2 protein-coding genes are annotated in these 2,207 nt (G+C 62.0%); both read left to right on the top strand.

All coding sequences use genetic code 11. The features are described 5' to 3' along the window. A partial coding sequence (locus tag AC1DZU_RS35480; protein ID WP_477289468.1) for a KUP/HAK/KT family potassium transporter occupies nt 1-369 on the top strand: 369 nt, incomplete at its 5' end. A gap of 183 nt (nt 370-552) precedes the next feature. Beyond that, the coding region (locus AC1DZU_RS35475) for a potassium transporter Kup (protein WP_477292103.1) at nt 553-2,207 on the top strand (1,655 nt) is incomplete at its 3' end.

Genomic DNA, 2,207 nt, shown 5'->3' with positions numbered 1-2,207 from the left:
CTGCATGAGCAGAACGTCATCCTTTCGGTGGTGACCGCGCCGCAGCCGGTGGTGCCCGACAGCGAGCGGGTCAAGATGGAGACGGTCAACGAGCTGTTCATGCGGGTGACGCTGACCTTCGGCTACATGGAGCAGCCCAACATCCCGCGCGCGCTGGCGATCTGCCGCAAGCAGGGCTGGAAGTTCGACATCATGACGACCTCGTTCTTCCTGTCGCGACGTTCGCTCAAGGCCTCGCCCAATTCCGGCATGCCGGTATGGCAGGACCGGTTGTTCATCGGCCTGGCGCGCACGGCGGCCGACGCGACCGAATATTTCCAGATCCCGACCGGCCGTGTGGTAGAAATCGGTACGCAGGTGGCGATCTGACGGACGCATATGCTGCCGGTCCTGCTGGTGCGACCATGCCTGCAGATCGAGCCCGCGAATCTCGCGTGGACCGATGTTCTCCCGAGCAGCCGAGCGTTGCCGGCATGGGAGCCATCACGCGACGGCACTTGATATTGCATCGCAGCAAGCGTAGATGACCGCGCACTTATCGGAGTGTCGTCCATGGCCCTTGCCAATGCTGGTAGTGAGGCAGAACCCGTCGAACAATCGAGCCATCCCGAAATCGAACAGCACAGCACCAAGGTGTTGATGCTGGGCGCGCTCGGTGTCGTCTATGGGGATATCGGCACCAGCCCGATCTATGCGTTCCGCGAGGCGCTGGTGGCATCGTCGCGCGGTAGCGTGGCGGATCGCGGCGATATTCTTGGCGTTCTGTCGCTGATCATCTGGTCGCTGACGATCATCGTCACCATCAAATACATCATGTTTGTGCTGCGCGCCGACAACCGCGGCGAGGGCGGCGTGCTGTCGCTGATGGCGCTGGCGCGCGGCAGTTTCCCCAAGCGTTCGGCGCTGATACTTGGCATCGGCATCGTCGGGGCATCGCTGTTCTTCGGTGACGCCGTCATCACGCCGGCAATCTCGGTGCTGTCGGCGGTGGAGGGCATGAATGTCGTCACGCCTGCCTTCCAGCCTTATGTGGTGCCGCTAACCCTTGTCATCCTTGCCATGGTGTTCGCGGTGCAGCGATTTGGCACGGGCGGAGTGGGATTGGTGTTCGGCCCGGTGACTGCGGTATGGTTCCTGGCCATCGGCCTTTCCGGTCTCAACCACATCATCGCCGATCCTGAAATCCTGTGGGCCGTGAGCCCACACTACATCGTCGCCTTTCTGATTAATTCGCCCGACGTCGCCTTCGTTACCATCGGCGCCATCTTCCTCGCCGTCACTGGCGCCGAAGCGCTCTATGCCGATCTAGGCCATTTCGGTCGCAAGCCGATCGTGCTCGCCTGGCTGGCGATCGTTTTTCCCTGCCTGCTGCTCAATTATGCCGGGCAGGGCGCCTTCGTGCTGGCAAAGAACGGCGTGGTCGGCCATCCGTTCTTCGAGATGAACGAGGGCTGGACGTTGATCCCGATGGTCGTGCTGGCGACTGCCGCGACCGTGATCGCCAGCCAGGCGGTGATTTCGGGCGCCTTTTCGCTGACCAGGCAGGCGGTGCAGCTCAACATGCTGCCGCGCCTTGAAATCCTGCACACATCGGAAAAACAGTCCGGCCAGATCTACATGCCGCGCGTCAACCTCCTGCTGGCGCTGGTGGTGATGATGCTGGTCGTCGGCTTCGGCGAGTCCAGCAAGCTGGCGTCGGCCTATGGTATTTCAGTGACCGGCAACATGCTGGTGACGACAGTGCTGCTCTATGTCGTCATGACGCGCATCTGGAAATGGCAGCTGTGGCTGGCTGTCTCGCTGACGGCGCTGTTTGCCTTTATCGACATCGGCTTCTTTGCCTCCAACATCGTCAAGGTGTTCGAGGGCGGCTGGGCATCGCTGGCCGTGGCCTTCACCATCGTGCTGGGCATGTGGACCTGGGTGCGCGGCAGCCGCTATCTGTTCGACAAGACCCGGCGCAACGAGATCCCGCTCGATTTCCTCGCCGGCAACCTGTTGAAGAAGAAGCCGCAGCTGGTGTCCGGCACCGCCGTGTTCCTGACCAGCGATCCCCTCAGCGCGCCAACGGCACTGATGCACAGCCTGAAACACTACAAGGTGCTGCATGAGCAGAACGTCATCCTTTCGGTGGTGACCGCGCCGCAGCCGGTGGTGCCCGACAGCGAGCGGGTCAAGATGGAGACGGTCAACGAGCTGTTCATGCG

Source organism: Mesorhizobium sp. P2_A12, assembly GCF_056405075.1.
The sequence above is the reverse complement of the archived record's forward strand: the minus strand, read 5'-3'. Positions and strand labels throughout refer to the sequence as shown.